This is a genomic window from Streptomyces sp. KR80, assembly GCF_052245555.1.
Classification (GTDB): domain Bacteria; phylum Actinomycetota; class Actinomycetes; order Streptomycetales; family Streptomycetaceae; genus Streptomyces.
Map to the genome: position 1 here is coordinate 1 of NZ_JBQQCD010000022.1, position 20175 is coordinate 20175.

Sequence of the window (20175 nt, forward strand, 5' to 3'; positions counted from 1 at the left end):
CCTTACCCCCTCCCCCGCGCGCGTGCGTCCACCGTCGGGGCGCACACCGTCGGGCACCGGCCGCGCTCCGAGCCGGCGAGTCGGCACGGTGGCGGTTGACGAGTTGACGAGTTGGCCATCAGCCCGTGGGGGCACCCCCAGCGTTAGCTGGGGGAGTAGCCTTTTGTGCTCGAACCGGGACCCTCTGTTGCCATTTTCCAGCGCCGTCATGGCCAACGATGGCAGTCTGCTGAACAAACAGCGGTACAAGTCGGAGGTGCAGTCCCCGTGGCGTCCAACGTCAATCCCACCGTCAGGCGTCGCCGCTTGGGCCAGGAGCTGCGCAGGCTCCGCGAGCTCAAGGGCATGACGGCCGAAGAGGTGGCGGAGCGGCTGCTGGTCTCCCAGTCGAAGATCAGTCGGCTGGAGAACGGCCGGCGCAGCATCAGTCAGCGCGATGTCCGCGATCTGTGCGGGGTCTACGAGGTCGAGGACCACCGGATCGTCGACTCGCTGATGCAGATGGCCAAGGATTCCCGCCAACAAGGCTGGTGGCACGCGTTCGGTGACATCCCGTACAGCGTCTACATCGGCCTGGAGACGGATGCCGCGTCGCTGCGTGTCTACGAGCCGCAGATGGTGCCCGGCCTGCTGCAGACCCCGTCGTACGCGGAAGCACTGATCACCGGCGCGCTGCCCGAGGCCGCGTCCGCCGAGATCGACAAGCGGGTCCAGGTCCGGCTCAGGCGCCAGGAGCGCATCCACGCCGAGGAGTCACCGCTCCGGCTGTGGGCGGTGCTCGACGAATCGGCTCTGCGGCGCATCGTTGGCAGCCGGGACGTCATGCGGGAACAGCTCGAGCAGCTGGCCGAACTCTCCCAGATGCCCCATGTGACCGTGCAGGTGATGCCGTTCGCGATGGGCGCGCACCCGGGTGTGAACGGGCAGTACGCGATCCTCGAGTTCCCCGACGCCGCCGACTCGAGCGTGGTCTACCTCGAGGGCGTGACGAGCGACCTGTACCTGGAGAAGGCCAACGACGTCCAGAGCTACAGCGTCATGTACGAGCACTTGCGGGCGCAGGCCCTGAATGTCGGCCAGTCCCGGGAGTTCATCATCGAGGCGGCCAAGGAGTACGCCCGCTGATCCCCCCGGCATCACCTGCTGAACAGCGGTGGGCGTCCGAGAATCGGGCAGGGTACACCCGATTCACTCAATTCCTAAGTGCGCCATGGGATATGCCATCCGGTCGAGTGAATGACCGCCCCGGAAGACGATGTTGGCGAGTAGCGTCGATCACGCGTTCCCGATGGGGCGTCTCATCTCACCAACTGGCACAACCGGAGCAGACATGGCAATTCAGCAAGGCGCTACGGACACGTGGACCAAGTCCTCGTACTCCGGCGGCAATGGCGCGTGCGTCGAGGTCAAGTCCCCCACTGTCCGGACGATCGCGGTGCGCGACTCGAAGGACCCCGAAGGTCCTTCTCTGGCGTTCGGCCCCGAGACCTGGACGGCCTTCGTGGCAGACGTCAGTGAGGGGGTGTTCGACCTCGACTGACCCACTCGGTCATCCGACGGACCAACGGACCAAGAGTCCGGCCCGATCCCCACAACACGTCGCAAGAACTCACACAGCGCGATCCGGAGCCCTCTCGACTGGCCCGCCGTCCCGGCCGAGGGGGCTCGGCCCTGCCCGCTCAGCGCAGCTCGTTCACATAGCGGTCGGTCCCGGGAATCGTCGGGATGAAGGGAGCGACCAGCTCGACCCGGCCCAGATCGGATGCGGCGACCTCCTCGTCGAGTCCACCGAAGTGCTCCTGCCAGCATGCGCGGGGGTCGCGCTCGACGAACCACAGCAGAGTCAGCCGGGTGTCGACCCCCTCCACCTGCTGGACGTACGACATGCGGTCCAGCGGCAACGGCGTCGGACGGAAGACCGTGACCATCGCCGCAGGGGACCCCGCCAGCCGCTTCGGCAGATGCTTCGCCCGCAGCCACTCCAGCAGCTCCGCCCGCTGCTCCGGGCCGTCCGCGTCGATGACCTCCACGACCAGGCCGGCGTACGGGTGGTCCAGGGCGTGGAAGTCCCGCGGTCCAGCGGCCCCGTCGCGGTAGACGGTCGCCTCGTGGTCCTGGAACGCCGTGAACACATGCGTACGGGCCTGGTGGACGCGACCGTCGCGATTCAGCCGCCGGTTGATGCCGACGGTCCATCGCATGTGGTCGTCGTAGCGCCCGTCCGTGATCCAGTAGACGGAGATGTAGCAGCCCGTGGTGACGGGTTGGGCGACGGCCGACTTCTCCGGGTAGCGAAGCAGCTGCAGTTCGCGGGTCGCGACCCAGCGGCGGCCTGCGTAGATCCACGGCATGGCCATGGCCCCGGCGATGAAGTGGTCGTCCTCGTACCAGCGGTTGTACGCGTACTCATGTCCCGGGTGCGGCTCGACCATCGTGATCAGGGCGTGGCCCGGGCGCACGCCGTACGGCCCGACGGAGGCCAGCTCGGCGTAGAGCTCGCTGCGTGTGTCGTCAGTCATGCCAACAGGTCTAGCTGACGGAGCATCAGAACGCGAGAGTCGCGGCAGACGCCCGGGGAAGTGGTCACATACAGGCGCGCACCACCCTGGCCTCCCCCACGGAAACGGCTTATTCTGACGGTGCGTCAGAGACGGGGGCTGAAAATCGGCTGCCGGGAGGCGACCATGCTGCTGCGGGGCAAGACCGTGATCGTGTCCGGGGTCGGCGCCGGCCTCGGCCACCAGGTGGCCGCCACGTGCGTACGGGACGGCGCCCGCGTCGTGCTCGGCGCGCGCACCGAGGCGAACCTCGCCAAGACCGCCGCGGAGATCGACCCTTCCGAGGAACGCACCGCATGGCGGTCGACCGACATCGGTGACGAGGAGCAGTGCGCGGCGCTCGCAGAGCTGGCGGTCGAGCGGTTCGGACGGATCGACGCCGTGGTCCATGTGGCCGCGCTCGATGCGTACTTCGGCGGGCTGGCGGACGCCGACTTCGCGTCGTGGGCGAAGGTGCTGGATGTGAACCTGCTGGGCACGCTGCGGATGACGCGAGCCTGCCTGCCCGAGATGAAGGAGCGCGGTGGCGGCTCGGTCGTCATCATCGGCACCCAGTCCTCGGTCGCCGCACCGTCTCAGGTCCAGCAGGCGGCGTACGCGGCGTCCAAGGGGGCACTCGTCTCCGCGATGTACTCCCTCGCCCGCGAGCTGGGCCCGCACCACATCCGGGTCAACACCGTGCAGCCCGGCTGGATGTGGGGCCCGCCGGTGCAGGCGTACGTCCAGTTGACGGCGCACACCGAGGGGGTGGCCGAGGACGAGGTACTGAGCCGGCTCACCGAGCGGATGGCGCTGCCGGAACTGGCCACGGACCGGGACGTGGCGGAGGCCGCGGTCTTTCTGGCCTCCGACCGGGCGCGGGCGATCACCGGCCAGTCGCTGCTGGTCAACGCCGGTGAACTGATGCGCTGACAGCCGAGCCGACGGCTCGTGCGGCGCGTCCGGTACGTGCGTCTGATACCTGCGTCCCCTCCCCTCCTCCGCACGGGTTCCCGTGGCCCGTGCGGCCCTTCGGCCCGGTCGGTTGCTGGCGAAGTGCCCGCTCATCGTGGGTTCGCGGGCATGCGGTAGACAACGCCCCCGAGGGTCAAGAACAAGCAAAAAACGTTCGACTTTCTGATCCGAGTTCATATTCGTGACCGCAAGCACCCTTGACCACCCGCCCGATCAAGCGGTTCAATCCCGGAAGTCCCCGCTCCCGTACGGGGCATCGCCCCCGGCGGACGTACCGGCGAAGTGCGCTCCCCGTTCACAAGGCGGACCCCTGGAGGGGGCATGAACAGTCTCGACTGGGCCGTACTCATCGGCTACTTCGGCGTGATGATCGCCATCGGCGTCTGGTCCCACAAGCGCGTCGGCGATGTCAGCGACTTCTTCACCGCGGGCGGCAAGATGCCGTGGTGGCTCTCGGGCATCTCGCACCACATGTCGGGCTACAGCGCGGTGATGTTCACCGGTTACGCCGGCATCGCGTACCAGTACGGCGTCACCTCTTACGTGACGTGGTCCTTCCCGATCGCGGTCGGAATCGCCATCGGGGCGAAGCTCTTCGCGCCCCGGCTGAACCGGCTGCGGTCCCGGCTGCATGTGGCCTCACCGCTGGAATACCTGAAGAACCGCTACAACATTCCGACACAACAGGCGCTGGCCTGGTCCGGCGTGCTGCTGAAGATCGTGGACGTGGGCGCCAAGTGGGCAGCCATCGCCACCCTGTTGTCCGTGTTCACCGGCGTCTCCCTCAACCAGGGCATCCTCATCACCGGCGTGGTGACCGGCGTCTACTGCACGGTCGGTGGCCTGTGGGCGGACGCGCTGACCGAACTCGGCCAGTTCGTCATCCAGTTCCTGGCCGGGATCGCCATGCTCGTCGCCGTCATGGTCGAGCTCGGCGGCTTCAGCTCGCTGTGGACGGTCTGGGACGACCTCCCGGCCAGCCACACGGAGCCGACGACCGGCCCGTTCACGGTGACCTTCCTGCTCGCCTATCTCTTCATCAAGACGTTCGAGTACAACGGCGGTATGTGGAACCAGGCCCAGCGCTACATGGCCACATCGAGCGCCCACGAGGCCACTCGTTCGGCGCGGCTCTCGGCGGCGCTGTGGTTCTTCTGGCCGCTGGTCCTCTTCTTCCCGATGTGGGTCGCCCCGCTGCTGGTCAAGGCCGAGAAGCCGGACGCCTCCGACTCGTACGCGCTGATGTCCGAGCAGCTGCTGCCGCACGGCCTGCTGGGTCTGGTGATCGTCGGCTTCTTCTCGCACACGATGGCCATGTGCTCGTCCGATGCCAACGCCATCGCGGCCGTCTTCACCCGCGACATCGCACCGGTCATCTCGGTGAAGGCGCGCAGCTGGTCCATGCGGGCCGGACTGCTCGCGGCACGGCTGTCGACGGTCTCCTTCCTGGCGCTGTCCATGGCGATCGCAACACAGGTCAATTCGCCGACCTTCAAGGACATCATCACGGTCGTCATCAAGTGGGTGGCGGGGCTGATGGGCCCGATCGCCATCCCGTTCATGCTCGGCATGCTGCGGCCGTTGCGCAGGTCCGGCCCGACGGCGGCACTGGTGTCGTGGGCGGCAGGGCTGTTCGCCTTCTGGCTGACGAACTACGGGCTCGACGGGGTCGAGCTCCAGATCCAGATCGTGTCGCCGCTGGCCATATCGCTGGTTCTCTACGTCCTGATCGGCTTCATCAAGCCGGAGGCCACCCCCGAGCGGGATGCGGTGCTGGCCCGGATCAACTCGGACGACGACGATTCGGGCGCTGCCGCAGCTGTTCCGGTACCCGCGCCGGCCGGGGACGCGGTGGCGCCGGGGGCGACGAAGGACTGACCTGCCCTCCCCCCGAGCTAACGCCGGGGGGAGGTACCCGCAGTAGGGACCGGGCCGGGTCAGGCCCGCGGGTAGCGGGCGAGCCAGCCCGGGGAGGAGACCGCCGGGCCGTGGAGTGCCGGGCCCTGGGTCATCTCCATGGCGAAGTCGTCCGCGAGTTCCAGAATCGTGGAGCGGCCCTCCAGTTCGGCCAGCCAGCCGGGCGGGAGGGCCGTTTCGCCGTGCATGACGCCCAGCAGACTGCCGCAGACGGAGCCGGTGCCGTCGGAGTCGCCCCCGTGGTTGACGGAGAGCAGGAGGCCGTGGCGCACGTCCTCGGCGACGAGGGCGCAGTACACGCCGATCGCGAGGGCCTCCGCCGCATGCCAGCCCTGGCCCAGCGACTCGACGCGGGCGGCGGAGGGAAGACCCTGCCGTACGGCGCCGAGGGCCTGGCGCAGCGCATCGGTGGTCTCCTCGTGTCCGGGGCGGGTGGACAGCTGGCGGAGTGCGTGCTGGACGGCGCTGTCGAGGTCGTCACCGCGGGCGAGGCCGTGGACCACGACGGCGAAGGCGCCCGCCGCGAGGTGGCCGGTGGGATGGCCGTGGGTCTGGGCGGCGCACTCCACGGCGAGCTGGAACACGAGCTGCGGCTCCCAGCCCACCAGCAGACCGAAGGGAGCGGAACGGACGACCGCTCCGCAGCCCTTGGCGTCCGGGCTCTTGGGCTTGTCCAGGGTGCCCATGGCGTCGTCGCCGAGTCCGGCGAGACAGGTGCGGTCCGGCTCGCGGAGGGCGTAGAGCCACTCCTCGCGGGCGAGCCAGCCGTCGTCCGTGCGGCGCTCGTCCGGTCCCCATTCGCGCTGAGTGACGGCCCAGCGCAGATGCGCGCGGTATACGTCGGTGGGCGGGTGCCAGGCGCCGGTGTCGCGGCGGACCTGCGCGCGTATCAGCCCGTCCACGGTGAACAGGGTCATCTGGGTTTCGTCGGTGACGGCGCCGCGCCGTCCGTACGCGGGGACGTAGTCGGTGAGGCCGTCGGCGCCGTGCTCCTTGCGGATGTTCTCCAGCGAGGCGGACTCGACGCCGGCGCCGAGCGCATCGCCGATCGCGCCGCCGAGCAGACAGCCGCGCACCCGGCTGCGGAAGTCCTGCTGCTCGGCGCGGCCCCATACGGCTGTGCCTGCTGCGCTCACTGCGTTCCTCCCGATCGCTGACCCGATCCCGTTCCCGAAGCCGTACGGTCAGTCCGTCTGTACCTCCCTGGCGGCACTGTAATCGAAGGAGAACGGTCGGTTCCGAGCCTGTGGAGGAATGTGAGCAGTCACCCACGACACTTCTTCGATCACTCCCTGAAACCGGGAGGCAGCGACCGACGCGTTACCGCGCCGAGTTGTGGGCGCTCTCCTCGCCCAGCACGGGCAGCAGCTCCGGGAGGCGGCCGTCGGAGGCGAAGGCCGCCTCGCGGCGTTCCGCGGGGACCTCTCCGTACGTGGTCGTACGGGGGCGGGCGGGGCGGCCCGCCGTGTCCGCGATGGCGGTCAGGTCCTTGATCGAGCGATACGAGCCGTAACGGGAGCCGGCCATCCGGGAGATGGTCTCCTCCATCAGCGTCCCGCCGAGGTCGTTGGCCCCGGACCGCAGCATCTCCGCCGCGCCCTCCGCACCCAGCTTCACCCAACTGGTCTGAATGTTGGTGATGTACGGGTGGAGGAGCAGCCGCGCCATCGCCGTGACGACACGGTTGTCGCGCATCGTCGGGCCGGGGCGGGCGATACCGGCCAGATACACCGGGGCGTTGGTGTGGACGAAGGGGAGGGTGACGAACTCCGTGAACCCCTGGTGGTTCTCGGCCAGCGCCGCCTGCTGGATCTCGGCGAGCAGCCGCAGGTGACCGAGCCAGTGGCGGGGCTGGTCGACGTGGCCGTACATCATCGTGGAGGAGGACCGGATCCCCAGCGCATGGGCGGTCTTGACCACCTCGACCCAGGTGTCGGCCGGGAGCTTGCCTTTGGTGAGGATCCAGCGGACCTCGTCGTCGAGGATCTCGGCCGCCGTGCCCGGGATGGTGTCGAGTCCCGCCTCCTTCGCGGCGCTCAGCCACTCGCGGATCGACATTCCGGTACGGGTGGCGCCGTTGGCCACCTCCATGGGGGAGAAGGCGTGCACATGCATGCCGGGGACGCGCTCCTTCACGGCGCGCGCGATGTCGAAGTACGCCGTGCCGGGCAGGTCCGGGTGGATGCCGCCCTGCATGCAGACCTCGACCGCGCCGACGTCCCAGGCCTGCTGCGCGCGGTCGGCGACCTGCGCGAGGGAGAGGGTGTACGCGTCGGCGTCGGTGCGGCGCTGGGCGAAGGCACAGAAGCGGCACCCGGTGTAGCAGACATTGGTGAAGTTGATGTTGCGCGTGACGATGTACGTCACATCGTCGCCGACGACATCGCGGCGCAGGTCGTCGGCGATCCGGCAGAGCGCGTCCAACGCCGGTCCTTCGGCGTGCAGCAGGGCCAGGGCCGCGGAGTCGGTCAGCCGGACGGGGTCGTCCGCGGCGACCGAGAGCGCGGACCGCAGATCGGCGTCGATCCTCCCTCCTCGCCCGGACGCACTCTCCATGGGGTTCCCCATGCCGCTGGGGGTACTCCCACCGGGCGTCGGCTGGAGGACTTCGGCGCGGTCTGGTTGCCCGTGCGGCAGGCCGGGGGCGGGCCCGGGCACCATCATCGGCGCGGCCGCCTCCCGCAGCGCCTCCCAGTCGCCGTACACCTCGTCGAAGTCGTCACGGCGGTCGGAGACACGGCCGTCGGTGTCGATGCTGTGGTGGAGGTCGGTGCGGCCCGAGGCGACGAAGACGTCGTCGGGCTCCTGCCAGGGGCGGCCCTCGACCGTCACATCCGCCCGTGCCAGCCCCGTCTCCGGATCGGCCAGCGCCCGTACGTGCGGCAGCAGCCGGGGGTCCAGCCAAGGCTCGCCGCGCTGGATGAACTCAGGGTAGACGGCGAGGCGTTCACGCAGGGCGAAGCCGGCGGCGGCGGAGCGCTCGGCGAGTTCGTCGATCTGCGGCCACGGCCGCTCGGGGTTGACGTGGTCCGGGGTGATCGGGGAGACCCCGCCCCAGTCGTCGATACCGGCGCCGATGAGCGCCGCGTACTGGTCGTCCACCAGGTTCGGCGGCGCCTGGAGGCAGGCGGAAGGACCCATGATGTGCCGGGCCACGGCGACGGTGGCGACCAGTTCGTCCAGTTCCGCGTCCGGCATCCCGCGCATCGCCGTGTCCGGTTTGGCGCGGAAGTTCTGCATGATGAGTTCCTGGATGCCGTGGTACGCACGGGAGATGCGACGCAGCGCGAAGAGCGACTCCGCGCGCTCCTGGTACGTCTCCCCGATCCCGATCAGCAGCCCGCTGGTGAAGGGCACGGAGCTGCGCCCGGCGTCCTCCAGGACCCGCAGCCGGACGGCGGGCTCCTTGTCCGGGGAGCCGTAGTGCGGTCCGCCGGGCTCGCTCCACAGCCGTTCTGCCGTGGTCTCCAGCATCATGCCCATCGACGGGGCGACCGGCTTGAGCCGCTGGAAGTCCGTCCAGGACAGGGCACCGGGGTTGAGGTGCGGCAGCAGCCCGGTCTCCTCCAGGATGCGGATCGCCATGGCCCGTACGTACGCGATGGTGTCGTCGTACCCTTCTGCCTCCAGCCACTCGCGCGCCTCCGGCCAGCGGTCCTCTGGTCGGTCCCCCAGGGTGATCAGCGCCTCCTTGCAGCCCAGTTCGGCGCCGCGCCGGGCGATGCTCAGGACCTCGTCCGGGGACATGAACATCCCGTGTCCCGCGCGGCGCAGCTTGCCGGGGACGGTGGCGAAGGTGCAGTAGTGGCACGTGTCGCGGCACAGCCGGGTCAGCGGGATGAAGACGCTCTTGGAGTACGTGATGACGCCGGAGCGGCCCGCGGCCTCAAGGCCCGCGTCCCGCACCCGCGCGGCGGAGGCGCACAGATCCGCCAAGTCCTCGCCCCGCGCCTGCAGCAACACCGCCGCTTCGGTGACGTCCAGTGCCACGCCGTCGCGGGCACGGCGCAGCGCCCGCCGCATGGCGTTCGCCGTCGGGGCCGGCTGCTGGGGCCGTTCGGACCGGCTGGGCCGGTCGGGCCCCTGCGCGCTCGTCGTCATCCCACGAGGATACGAGCGGCCCCGTCGCCGGGACGGCTCCCCGGCGCGCGGGAGGTTGTGCGTCTGATCACGGCCGTACGCGCCGTATGCCGGGAATAGGGCCGGTCGTCCGGCTGACGGGATTACAGGTACTGGGCGTACGCGTCGAGGGTGCGCAGGACCTCCGTGTCGTCCGCGGACGGGAGTTGGAGGACGACCTCCGTCAGGCCGAGGTCGCGGAAGTGGGCGAGCTTTCCGGGCGACGGCCGCACGGCGTACGGGACGACCTGCGGGCCCTCTTCGCCCCGGCCGGCCTGCTGCCAGGCCTCGCGCAGGGCGGGCAGGGACTCGGTCAGGCCACGGCCGCCGACCGGCAGCCAGCCGTCCGCGTACTCCGCGACATGGGCGAAGAGGCGGGGGCCTGCGGCGCCGCCGAGGAGGGTGCGGGGGCCCGTGAGCGGCGGCGCGTCCTTGCGCTCCCGAGGCTTCTGCACCGGTTTGGGGTGGGCGTGACAGGCGCTCACGGACCCGAACTCACCCTCGTACCCAGTCGGCTCCTGGGCCCACAGGGCGCGCATCAGGGCCAGCCGGTCACGGACCAGCGCCCGGCGGCGCGGCCAGTCCACGCCATGGTCGGCGGCTTCCTCCACGTTCCAGCCGAGGCCGACGCCGAAGGTGACCCGCCCGCCGGAGAGGAAGTCGAGGGTGGCGACCTGCTTGGCGAGGACGATGGGGTCGTGCTCGGCGACGAGGGTGACACCGGTGGCGAGGGTGATCCGCTCGGTGACGGCGGCGGCCTGACCGAGGGCCACAAAGGGGTCGAGTGTGCGGCCGTATTCGCGCGGGAGGGGACCGCCGGCCGGGTAGGGGCTCTCGCGGCTGACCGGGATGTGGGTGTGCTCGGGGAGGTAGAGCCCGGCGAATCCGCGCTGCTCCAGCTCCTGGGCGAGGCGTACGGGGGTGATCGTCTCGTCGGTGAGGAAGATGGTCGTCGAGATCCGCATGGACGTGGGCACCTCCGCGTCGGTCCGGGGCATCCCGCGGACGGCGTCCGGGGGGACGGTGACGTGTGTCGGTGGGCGGCTGTGGTCACGCGTATGTTCTCCCACTGTCGCCGAGTTATCCACAGGCCTTCTCTAGCGTGTCACGAGCGCGTAGAACGGTGTCAGTGACAGGTCGGGCACTGGGGGTAACGGAATGCAGCGGCGGGATGTACTCAGACTTTCGGCTGTCGCCGGGGCGACAGGGGCGCTTACGCTCGGAACTGTGACGTTCGCCCGGGGCGAGGAACGCGACGTCGGCGGACAGGAGACGCGGAAGGTCACCGGCCACCTGCCGACCGGTGCACCGGACTTCGTGTACCTGCCCGTCGAAGTGCCGCGCGGCGTGCGGGAGATCGCCGTCTCCTATACGTACGACAAGCCTGCCGTACCGCCGGGGACGCAGGGGAACGCCTGCGACATCGGGATCTTCGACGAGCGCGGGACGGACCTGGGGGGACGGGGGTTCCGGGGCTGGTCGGGCGGGTTCCGCACAGAGTTCGCGATCAGCGCGGAGGAGGCGACGCCCGCGTACCTCGCCGGTCCCATCAGGCCCGGCATCTGGCATGTGGTCCTCGGCCCGTACACGGTCGCGCCCCAGGGGATGAACTACGAGGTCACGATCACCCTGCGGTACGGGGAGCCGGGCCGGACGCCGAAGCCGGTGTACCCGCCGCAGCGGGCGAGGGGGCGCGGCCGGGCGTGGTACCGCGGTGACTGCCATCTCCACACCGTGCACTCGGACGGGCGGCGCACCCCGGCCGAGGTGGCCGCGGCGGCGCGCGCCGCGGGGCTGGACTTCATCACCACGACCGAGCACAACACCAGCTCGGGCCATGGGGCGTGGGACGGGCTGTGGGGTGACGACCTGCTGATCCTGGCGGGGGAAGAGGTCACCACGCGCAACGGCCATGTGGTGGCGCTCGGTACCGACGCGGGCACCTTCATCGACTGGCGCTACCGCGCCCGGGACAACGCGTTCGGCCGCTTCTCCCGGAAGATCCGCGAGGCGGGCGGCCTGGTGGTCCCCGCCCATCCGCACGCCACCTGCGTCGGCTGCAACTGGAAGTTCGGACTGAACGCCGCCGACGCGGTGGAGGTGTGGAACGGCCCGTACACGCCGGACGACGAGGTGACGATCGCCGAATGGGACAACACGCTGGTGGCGACAGTGCGCGCCGGGTCCCGCGGGTCGGTGGGGGTGCCCGCGGGAGAGCCAGGGGAAGGCGGGGGACGACGCTGGCTGCCGGCCATGGGCAACAGCGATGCCCACCGCGAGCCGCAGGTGGTGGGCCATCCGCAGACCGTCGTCCTCGCCGACGACTTGTCGCGGTCGGCGATTCTGGAGGGGATACGGGCCGGGCGCAGCTGGATCGCGGAGTCCTCGTCGCTGAACCTGTCGTTCTCGGCCGCGGGTGGCCGGGGCCGGCACGCGGGGATCGGCGAGCGCCTGATGGTGGACCGGGACGAGGAGGTGACGGTCCGACTGGAGGTGTCGGGTGCCGCCCCGGGCTGCTCGGCCCGCTTCATCACCGATCAGGGCCTGCTGTACAGCACGGAGCTGCCCGCGTCCGGCCCCGGCACGGTCGAATGGCGTACGACACCGCAGTACGCCGCCTATGTTCGGGCGGAGATACGGCACCGCCCGGCAGGCGGAGGGACCTCCGGCCTGCCGGGCGCGATGGCCGCACTGACGAACCCGATCTTCCTCGGCAGGGAATAGCCCTCGGCGGGGCAGCCCTCGGGATGAATCAGTTCGGAACGACTCAGTCTTCGACGACGAGAGCCGGAGTCGACTGGGTCAGCACCTCGCCGCGGAAGAACTCCGGGCTGCGGCGCTGCATCACCAGCATCAGTGCGACGCCGAGGAGGAGCAGGCCGACGCCGATGACGAAGACGCTGCCGACGCCGAACACGGACCCGCCGCTGCCGTAGGCCGGGTCCCAGATGTCCTTGAGGGTCTGGAGGAACACGCCGGTCAGCATCAGGCCGCCCAGCCCCGGAAGAACGCCCTTGACCAGCAGGTCACGCACGGAGTTCGTCAGCTCGCGGCGGAAGTACCAGACACAGGCGAAGGCCGTGATCGCGTAGTAGAAGCAAATCATCAGGCCCAGTGCGTAGATGGTGTCCAGCAGGACGTTCTCGCTGAGCAGCGTCATCGCCGTGTAGAAGACGCCGGTGACGACGCCCGCCGCGATGGTGGCGCGGCCAGGGGTCTTGAAGCGCGGGTGGACCGAAGCGAAGGAGGCCGGGAGGGCCTTGTAGGTGGACATCGCCAGGGCGGTGCGGGCCACCGGGATGAAGGTGGTCTGGAGACTCGCAGCGGCGCTGGCCAGGACGGCGACGAAGAGCAGCACGCCGAGGCCGGGGCCCATGATGGGCCCGGCGAGGGTGGCGAAGACGTTGTCCGCGGTGTCCGGGTTGCCGAGGCCGGTGCCCTTCTCGCCGACGCCGGCGTACATCTGGGCGGCGACGGCGGTGAGCAGGTACGAGGCGACGACCACGACGATGGCGAGCATGGCGGCCCGGCCCGGCGTCTTGCTGCTGCCGGTGCTCTCCTCGTTGACCGACAGACAGGTGTCCCAGCCCCAGTACATGAAGATCGCCAGGGAAAGGCCGGCGGTGAAGGCGGTGAAGGACTCCACGCCGAACGGGTTCATCCAGGACCAGGAGAAGTCGATCGAGCCCGCCACGTCACCGGATGTGCCGAGAGCCATGACGATGAACATGGCGAGCACGATCAACTGCAGGCCGACCAGGGCGTACTGCAGCCACTTGGTGGCGGTGATGCCGCGGTAGCTGATCCAGGTGGCGACGGCGACGAAGGCCAGCGTGGTCAGGATGTGGACGGGCTTGTTCTCGTCCAGTGCCGCTACACCTGCGCTGCCCGTCACTTCTCCGAGGAAGAGATAGCAGAAGGACGTGGCCACACCGGCGAGGTTGGACAGCACCACGACGGTGGCCATCAACAGGCCCCAGCCGCACAGCCAGCCGATCTTCGGCCCGAACGCCTTTACGGACCAGGTGAAGGAGGTGCCGCAGTCCGGCATTGCCTTGTTCAGCTCGCGGTAGGCGAAGGCCACCAGGAGCATCGGGATGAATCCGGCGAGGAAGAGGGCGGGCATCTGGAGCCCGACTTCGGTCACCGTGGGGCCGAGCGTTGCCGTGAGGACGTAGACCGGCGCGACGGTCGAGATGCCGATGACCGTGCCGCCGAGGAGGCCTACCGAGTTGTTGCTGAGCCCCTTGCTGCGCACCTCACCCGAGGGTGACTGCGCGGCGCCGGAGCTCCGTACCGTGTCTTCGGCCTGAGGCCGTACTGCTGCCTGAACCATGAACGGGACGTTAAGCGGTGCTGTATCCGTATCCGGAGAATCGGACTCCGCTCAGACAAACCTTCATTTCGAAAACGTCCACCTTTAATGATCTAGCAACAGAAAGCTGTAAGCCGATTCAGTCCGGCATTGCAAGGCCCGGGAGAGACCTTCCGCGATGCGAGAACCGCAGCCTCGCCCATTTTGCCCGATTTCAAAATTTCCGGCAACTACTTTCAGCTCACCGTGCTCACGGTCCGTGTGTCCCGGCCCGAGCGCAGTACGCGGCCCGGAATCGCGCCAGTCAGCTCGTCGTCCCGGACGGTCTCCACGCCGTTCACCCGCACACTCACCACGCCGACCGCCCGCGAATCCAGCCGCGGGCTGTCGCCCGGCAGGTCGTGGACCAGTCGCGCCGGCCCGGCGTCGACCCGCTCGGGGTCGAGGAGCACCAGGTCCGCATAGTGGCCCTCCGCCACCCGGCCCCGGTCCCGCAGCCCGAACAACTGCGCCGGATCGTCGGTGAGCATCCGCACGGCCCGCTCCAGGCCGACCAGCTTCCGCCCGCGCAGGCAGTCCCCCAAGAAGCGCGTGGTGTACGGCGCCCCGCACATCCGGTCCAGGTGCGCCCCGGCGTCCGAGCCGCCCAGCATGACGTCCTCGTGCTCCCAGGTCTGCCGCCGCAGCTCCCAGCTCGCCGGGTCGTTGTCGGTCGGCATCGGCCACAGCACCGTACGCAGCTCGTCCGCGGCGCAGATCTCCACGAGGCAGGTGAAGGGGTCCTGGCCGCGCTCGGCGGCGATGTCGCGGACGACGCGACCGCTGAGCCCGGCGTTGGCCTCGGAGTAGGTGTCGCCGATGACGTACCGCCCGAAGTTCGCGAGCCGCCGGAAGACACCGGCCTCCTTGCTGTCCGCGCGACGCAGCATCTCGGCCCGTACGGCCGGGTCACGCAGCTTCGCGATCCGCTCCGGTACCGGCAGGCCGAGGATCTCGCCCCATCCGGGGATGAGGTTGAGTGCGCAGAACGTGCCCAGCGACATGTTCATGGGCGTGAGGATCGGCATGGTCAGCGCGACGATCCGGCCGCCCGCCTTGCGGGCCCGCTCGGAGGCGAGGAGCTGGCGCGGCACGCGCTCGGGCACGGCCGCGTCGACGGTGAGCACGTTCCAGTTCAGCGGGCGCCCGGCAGCGGCGGTCATCTCCACGAACAGATCGATCTCCGCGTCCGAGAACTGATCCAGGCAGCCGGCGACGATCGCCTCCAGTTGAGTGCCCTCGTGCTCGGCGATGGCTCGGGAGAGTGCGAGCAGTTCGGCCGGCCCGGCATGCCGCGAGGCGACGGGCTTGCCGTCGCCGTCGGAGTGCGTGGCGGACTGGGTCGTCGACAGCCCCCACGCCCCGGCGTCCATCGCCTCGTGGAAGAGCCGGACCATCTGCTCCAGCTGCTCGGACGTGGGGCGGCCGCCGATCGCGTCCGGACCCATGACGTACCGGCGCAGCGCGCAGTGCCCCACCATGAACCCGGCATTGACGGCGGTTCGCCCCTCCAGTGCGTCGAGGTACTCGCCGAAGGTGTGCCAGTTCCACGGTGCGCCCTCCTCGAGGGCCACCAGGGACATGCCCTCGACCTTGCTCATCATCCGGCGCGTGTAGTCGGCGTCCTCGGGCCGGTCGGGGTTCAGCGGCGCGAGCGTGAACCCGCAGTTTCCGCCCGCGACGGTGGTCACGCCGTGGTTCATGGAGGGCGTGGCGTACGGGTCCCAGAAGAGCTGGGCGTCGTAGTGCGTGTGCGGGTCGACGAAGCCCGGGGTCAGCACGAGCCCCGTGGCGTCTTCAACGCTCCGGGCTGCCTCCGTGACAGACCCGGCATCGGCGACGACCGCGATGCGCCCGTCGCGGATGCCGACATCGGCGACACGGGAGGGCGCACCGGTGCCGTCCACGACGGTGGCGCCCTTGATCAGGTGGTCCAGCATGCCTGCGTCCCTTCACGATGCGATGTTCTTCAGGCGTCCCCCGCCATCCCGACAGCCCCAGTCCGGTTGCCTGGGTGGCCCCGGCCGGAGTCCAACGCGGCGGGCCGCCGCCGCGAACCGGCCTCCGGCCGGGACCGCGATCGGGACGGCGGCCCGGGATGCCGCCGTCCCCTCCGGTGCCCCGCCTGCCCTGCAGCCGGCACACCGCGTTCCGCGGGGCGCAACGGCACGGCCGCCCCCGGCCCCTCTCCACCAGCCCACCGCCCCAGACCGCGGCCAGCCCACCGCAGCGGGACGGAGCCCGTGGCTGAGGGAGGACCGCCGCACGAGGCCGTGGCCGGCCCACCGCAAGGCGTCGTCAGCCGTCCGCCGCCTGGCGGAAGCGGGTCGTACGGTGGACGGGGTCTGTGTCGATCTTGGGGATCACATGCTCGCCGATCAGCTTGATCGTGTTCATCGTGTCCTCGTGGGAGATGCCGATGGGCAGCCCGAAGGACAGCTGGTCGGCCCCCGCCTGCTCCCACCGCTTGCACTGCCGGAACACCTCGTCCGGATCCCCGCAGATCATCAGCTCCTCGGCGATCAGCAGCTCGACGATCTCCTCGGTGTAGTCGGGCAGCAGCTCCGGCCACTCCGGGATGCCCTCCGGGCGCGGGAACGTGTCGTGGTAGCGGAAGAGCAGCGACTGCAGATAGTTGAGCCCGCCGCCGATCGCGATCTCGACCGCCTTCTCGTGGGTCTCGGCGCAGATGGCCGTGGAGGTGACCATCACGTTGTCGTTGACGAAACCGCCGACCGGCTCGGCCTCCTTGATCGCGGTCTTGTACGACTCGACGACCCACTCCATGTCGGAAACCTTCTGCACACTGAAGCCGAGCACCCCCAGGCCCTTCTTCGCGGCCATGGCGTACGAGGACGGCGACCCGGCGGCGTACCACATCGCCGGGTGGGAAGTCCCGTACGGCTTGGGCAGCACCTTGCGCGGCGGCAGCGACCAGTGCTTCCCCTGGAAGCCCTGGTATTCGTCCTGCAACCACATCTTGGGGAATTCGGCGATCGTCTCTTCCCAGATCTCCTTGGTGTGGTTCATGTCGGTGATGCCCGGCAGAAAGCCGAGGATCTCGTGACTCCCCGCGCCACGCCCGGACCCGAACTCGAACCGGCCGCGCGAGAGGTGGTCGAGCATGGCCACCTTCTCGGCGACCTTGACCGGGTGATTGACCTGCGGCAGCGGGTTGAAGATTCCCGAGCCCAGGTGGATGCGCTCGGTCGCGTGCGCGAGGTACCCCAGGAAGACGTCGTTCGCCGAGAGGTGTGAGTACTCCTCCAGGAAGTGGTGCTCGGAGGCCCAGGCGTACTTGAAGCCGGACTTGTCGGCCTGGATGACGTACTCGGTCTCCTCGATCAGCGCGTGGTGCTCGGCCTCCGGGTCGGCCTGCACCCGCGCGGAGGGCACATATCCCTGCACAAAGAGTCCGAATTCCACGGCGGTTCACTCCCTACCAGGGATCTGACACTGCGTCAGATCAGCGTACGATCGACTGTCGCACCGACCGCCCACACCGTCAATAGCTGACGGCCCATCAGCTAGCGGAGAACCCCGGGACCCCCGACAGCCACCCGCCGTCGATGACGAAGGGCTGCCCCGTGATGTACGAGGAGTCCTCGCACGACAGGAACAGCGCCAGCCTGGCGACCTCCTCCGGCCGCCCGATCCGGCCCATCGGTACGAGCTTCCGGTAGAGCCCGGCCACCGCCTCCGAGGTCGCCTCGGGATCCGCGTCCGGGTCGAGTTGGGCGGGATTGGTCATCGGGGTGTCGATGGCGCCCGGGCACATCGCATTGACCCGGATGCCCTTGCCCGCCAGCTCCATCGCCGCGACCCGCGTCATCGCCACGATCGCCGCCTTGGTCGCGGCGTAGGAGGTCAGGAAGGACATCCCGGACAGCGCCGTGTACGAGGCGGTGTTGACGATCGTGCCGCCGCCGGCCGCCTCCAGTTCGGGGATCACGGCCTTCATCCCCAGGAAGGCGCCGACCTGATTCACCTGCACCACCTGCTGGAACTCCGCCAGGGGGGTGCTCACCAGCTCGTTGAAGCGCAGGATCCCCGCGTTGTTGACCAGCCCGTCGAGCTTTCCGAAGGCCTCCTTGGCGGTGGCGACGGCCGTGCTCCAGTCGGCCTCCTGGCTCACGTCCAGATGCACATAGCGCGCCGTGTCCGCGCCCAGTTCTTCGGCCAGTTCCTTCGCCAGCGCCTCGCCCCGGTCGTCCAGGACGTCCGCCAGCAGCACCTTCGCGCCTTCGGCTGCGAACAGCCGCGCCTCCTGCTCACCCTGTCCGCGCGCCGCCCCGGTAACGATGACGACGCGCCCGTCGAGCCTTCCCATACGAACTCCTCTCCGACGGTCCTCGCCGTCGTGGTACGTAGCTGTGCCCCGCCCCTTCCCGAAAGTGGGGCGGGGCAGGCGCACTCGGCGAGCTCGGCGGCTAGCCGTCCAAGTGCGGAGCGACGTCGGAGGCGAAAGCCTCCATCTGCTCGATCAGCTCGGCCCGGGTCCGGCTCCGGAACCGGACCTGGATCTGGTGCACACCCATGGCCGCGTACTCGCGCAGCGACTCGGCCAACCGGTCGGGCTTGCCGGACAGTGTCCTGCGCCCGACGTCCCAGCCGGGCTCACCGACGTACAGCGCCTCGGTGATGGCGCCGATCTCGACCCGTGCCGTCACCCCGGCGCGCTCGCGCAGGTCGTGCAGCCGGGCGATCTGCCGCGGCAGCTGGTCGCGCGGATCGCCCTGCGGCAGCCAACCATCACCCCGGACGGCCGCACGCCGAACGGCCGCGGGGGACGAGCCGCCCACCCAGACCGGCGGGCGCGGGGTCTGCACCGGCCGGGGCCGCTGCCCGAGTCCGCTGAAGGCGAAGCGCTCCCCGTCGAACTCGGGGAACTCGTCCGGCCCAAGGGCCGCTTTGAGCGCGTCGATCGCCTCGTCCAGGACGGGTCCACGCGCGGCGAAGTCGACGCCGAGCGCCGCGAACTCCTCCGCCACGTGACCGGCTCCCACCCCGAGGACCAGGCGGCCGCCGGAGAGATGGTCGAGCGTCGCGTACTGCTTGGCGGTGGCCAGCGGGTGCCGCAGCCCGACCACCGCCACATGGCTCAGCAGCCGTACCCGCTCGGTGACGGCCGCGAGGTACGCGAGGGTGGCCACCGGGTCGTACCACGTCGTACCCATCGCGGCCGCGAGCCGACGGGGAATCGCGACGTGGTCGCAGCTCGCGATGTAGCAGAAGCCGAGCCGATCGGCGGCCCGGGCCACCTCGGCGAGGTCCCGGGGCTCCGCCCCGGCCTCCCACGGCTCGGCGTAGATGGTGCTCAGCGACTGGATCGGGAGCTGCATCCCGTAGCTCAGCCGTCCTTTGGGCAGGATTCGCACGCCGCCTCCTCGCACGCACACCACATGACTGACGGGAACCGCCATCGTCGTATCTGACGGTTCATCAGACAAGGGGTCCGGCGGCGCCGGTGCCCTCAGACCCGGGTCACGGCCCTTGGACCTCGACGAGTTCGAGCTGCGCCTTTCCGCCCCTGACCTGGACTTCGCGGATGAAGCCCACGTTCCGCGCATAGAACTTGTTCTCGACGACGTCCGGTTCCAGAGGAGTGAAGTCCTTGGTCTTCAGGACGTTCTCGAATCGGCCGTACCGCACCGTGACACGCTCGTTCAGGCTCAGCACCTCGCCCATGTCCTCGGCCTCGCCCTCGGAGTACTCCTGGCGGTAGGTGTCGCCGACCCTGGGGCGAGCCTCCATGACGATGCCCGGCTCGGCCCCGTCCTTGCCGGCCTCCCACGAGCCTTCCGTGCTGACGACCTTGCCCTCCTCCAGCTCCTTGGTGTCCTCGCCGAAGTACCAGACGTTGCCGCTGCGGTCCTGGGCGTACCAGTCGAACGTGTCCTCGACGACCTCGCCGTCCTCCCTGACGATGTCCCGCACGACGACGTTCTGCACGCCCAGGATCTCCTTCGTCTGACGCGTGACCTGGACGACGACCTCCTCCTTCTGCCCTTCATCGCCGACGCCCTCGTAACGGAACGTGGTCCCGGGCACGAGCGGCATATAGGGATTGTCGATCTTCTGGACGAAGTTCGCGGGGTCAGGGATTCCGGTCGGGGACGGGGCCGGACTGGTCGCTGCCGGGGTGGTGGTGGTCTTCTCCGGCGCCGGCTCGTCCCCATCGTCGCCGCATGCGGTCAGGGTCAGTGCGGTGAGCACCGAGAAGGCGGACACAGCGACCCCGCCTCGTCGTACCGACCGGATCATGGTGTTCCT

At 69.7% G+C, this 20175-nt stretch carries 15 protein-coding genes; 5 read left to right on the top strand and 10 right to left on the bottom strand.

What is annotated here, in order from left to right:
* Window positions 1-267 precede the first annotated feature (267 nt).
* Together ACTWQI_RS25195 and ACTWQI_RS25200 are read left to right on the top strand one after the other, a co-directional pair.
* A complete protein-coding gene (locus tag ACTWQI_RS25195; RefSeq protein ID WP_443274009.1) occupies window positions 268-1125 on the top strand; it encodes a helix-turn-helix domain-containing protein in 858 nt (285 codons plus the stop codon).
* A 205-nt stretch (window positions 1126-1330) separates the two neighbouring features.
* A complete protein-coding gene (locus ACTWQI_RS25200; protein WP_443274011.1) occupies window positions 1331-1540 on the top strand; it encodes a DUF397 domain-containing protein in 210 nt (69 codons plus the stop codon).
* A 139-nt stretch (window positions 1541-1679) separates the two neighbouring features.
* Here the strand turns inward: ACTWQI_RS25200 and ACTWQI_RS25205 are convergent, their stop codons facing one another.
* Window positions 1680-2519 carry a hypothetical protein gene (locus ACTWQI_RS25205; RefSeq protein WP_443274013.1) on the bottom strand — a complete coding sequence of 280 codons (840 nt, stop codon included), beginning with the start codon at window positions 2517-2519 and terminating at the stop codon, window positions 1680-1682.
* A gap of 165 nt (window positions 2520-2684) precedes the next feature.
* Between ACTWQI_RS25205 and ACTWQI_RS25210 the strand changes: the two genes are divergently transcribed.
* Both ACTWQI_RS25210 and ACTWQI_RS25215 read left to right on the top strand, forming a co-directional pair.
* Window positions 2685-3470, top strand: a complete 786-nt coding sequence (locus ACTWQI_RS25210; protein WP_443274090.1) for an SDR family oxidoreductase — start codon at window positions 2685-2687, stop codon at window positions 3468-3470.
* A gap of 363 nt (window positions 3471-3833) precedes the next feature.
* Window positions 3834-5390, top strand: a complete 1557-nt coding sequence (locus ACTWQI_RS25215) for a sodium:solute symporter family protein (protein ID WP_443274015.1) — start codon at window positions 3834-3836, stop codon at window positions 5388-5390.
* Window positions 5391-5449: 59 nt separating this feature from the next.
* Here ACTWQI_RS25215 and ACTWQI_RS25220 read toward each other — a convergent pair whose 3' ends face one another.
* The 3 genes from ACTWQI_RS25220 to ACTWQI_RS25230 form a co-directional block, all read right to left on the bottom strand.
* Window positions 5450-6565: an ADP-ribosylglycohydrolase family protein gene (locus ACTWQI_RS25220; protein ID WP_443274017.1), complete on the bottom strand. Its 1116-nt coding sequence runs from the start codon at window positions 6563-6565 to the stop codon at window positions 5450-5452.
* Between the two features lie 184 nt (window positions 6566-6749).
* The gene (locus tag ACTWQI_RS25225; RefSeq protein WP_443274019.1) at window positions 6750-9530 is read right to left on the bottom strand and encodes a bifunctional FO biosynthesis protein CofGH; all 2781 of its coding nucleotides are present in this window, start codon (window positions 9528-9530) and stop codon (window positions 6750-6752) included.
* Between the two features lie 122 nt (window positions 9531-9652).
* Window positions 9653-10513 carry an LLM class F420-dependent oxidoreductase gene (locus tag ACTWQI_RS25230; protein ID WP_443274021.1) on the bottom strand — a complete coding sequence of 287 codons (861 nt, stop codon included), beginning with the start codon at window positions 10511-10513 and terminating at the stop codon, window positions 9653-9655.
* Window positions 10514-10706: 193 nt separating this feature from the next.
* On the opposite strand from ACTWQI_RS25230, the gene ACTWQI_RS25235 reads away from it, so the two are divergent.
* A complete protein-coding gene (locus tag ACTWQI_RS25235; RefSeq protein ID WP_443274023.1) occupies window positions 10707-12272 on the top strand; it encodes a CehA/McbA family metallohydrolase in 1566 nt (521 codons plus the stop codon).
* 43 nt (window positions 12273-12315) lie between these two features.
* On the opposite strand, the gene ACTWQI_RS25240 is transcribed toward ACTWQI_RS25235, so the two are convergent.
* The 6 genes from ACTWQI_RS25240 to ACTWQI_RS25265 form a co-directional block, all read right to left on the bottom strand.
* Window positions 12316-13884: an APC family permease gene (locus ACTWQI_RS25240; RefSeq protein ID WP_443274024.1), complete on the bottom strand. Its 1569-nt coding sequence runs from the start codon at window positions 13882-13884 to the stop codon at window positions 12316-12318.
* A gap of 215 nt (window positions 13885-14099) precedes the next feature.
* Window positions 14100-15842: an N-acyl-D-amino-acid deacylase family protein gene (locus ACTWQI_RS25245; RefSeq protein WP_443274026.1), complete on the bottom strand. Its 1743-nt coding sequence runs from the start codon at window positions 15840-15842 to the stop codon at window positions 14100-14102.
* Between the two features lie 358 nt (window positions 15843-16200).
* Window positions 16201-17328 carry an LLM class flavin-dependent oxidoreductase gene (locus tag ACTWQI_RS25250; protein WP_443274028.1) on the bottom strand — a complete coding sequence of 376 codons (1128 nt, stop codon included), beginning with the start codon at window positions 17326-17328 and terminating at the stop codon, window positions 16201-16203.
* A gap of 97 nt (window positions 17329-17425) precedes the next feature.
* Window positions 17426-18232, bottom strand: a complete 807-nt coding sequence (locus ACTWQI_RS25255) for an SDR family NAD(P)-dependent oxidoreductase (protein WP_443274030.1) — start codon at window positions 18230-18232, stop codon at window positions 17426-17428.
* 100 nt (window positions 18233-18332) lie between these two features.
* Complete coding sequence (locus ACTWQI_RS25260) at window positions 18333-19244, bottom strand: LLM class F420-dependent oxidoreductase (RefSeq protein WP_443274091.1); 912 nt, start codon at window positions 19242-19244, stop codon at window positions 18333-18335.
* 142 nt (window positions 19245-19386) lie between these two features.
* Complete coding sequence (locus ACTWQI_RS25265) at window positions 19387-20133, bottom strand: hypothetical protein (RefSeq protein WP_443274032.1); 747 nt, start codon at window positions 20131-20133, stop codon at window positions 19387-19389.
* Window positions 20134-20175: the final 42 nt, after the last annotated feature.